General features: G+C 39.7%; 1 protein-coding gene. It reads right to left on the reverse strand.

From position 1 onward, the window contains the following. Positions 1–151, reverse strand: a 151-nt coding sequence (locus tag V6255_RS18335) for an alanine:cation symporter family protein (RefSeq protein ID WP_341629414.1), incomplete at its 3' end; no start/stop codon positions are given. Between the last annotated feature and the right edge of the window lie 78 nt (positions 152–229).

Below are 229 nucleotides of genomic sequence, written 5' to 3' on the forward strand. Positions count from 1 at the left end.
CTGTGCCACCAATCGCAAGAGCCCCACCTACACCAGCAATATTACCTAGGCAAACACTCCCTGAAAGCCCAGTTGTTAATGCTTGAAAATGAGATACTTCACCTTCATCTATAGAGTTAGGATCAGTGTATTTACCTTTAACAATATCAATCTACATGCCTGCCCGTCTAAATTGAATAAATCTCTTACATACTTCCAGCGAGATACACTAAAGGCAGTATTTATTTAG

Source organism: Psychromonas arctica (assembly GCF_038155225.1).
In the GTDB taxonomy this organism is placed as follows: Bacteria; Pseudomonadota; Gammaproteobacteria; order Enterobacterales; family Psychromonadaceae; genus Psychromonas; species Psychromonas arctica_B.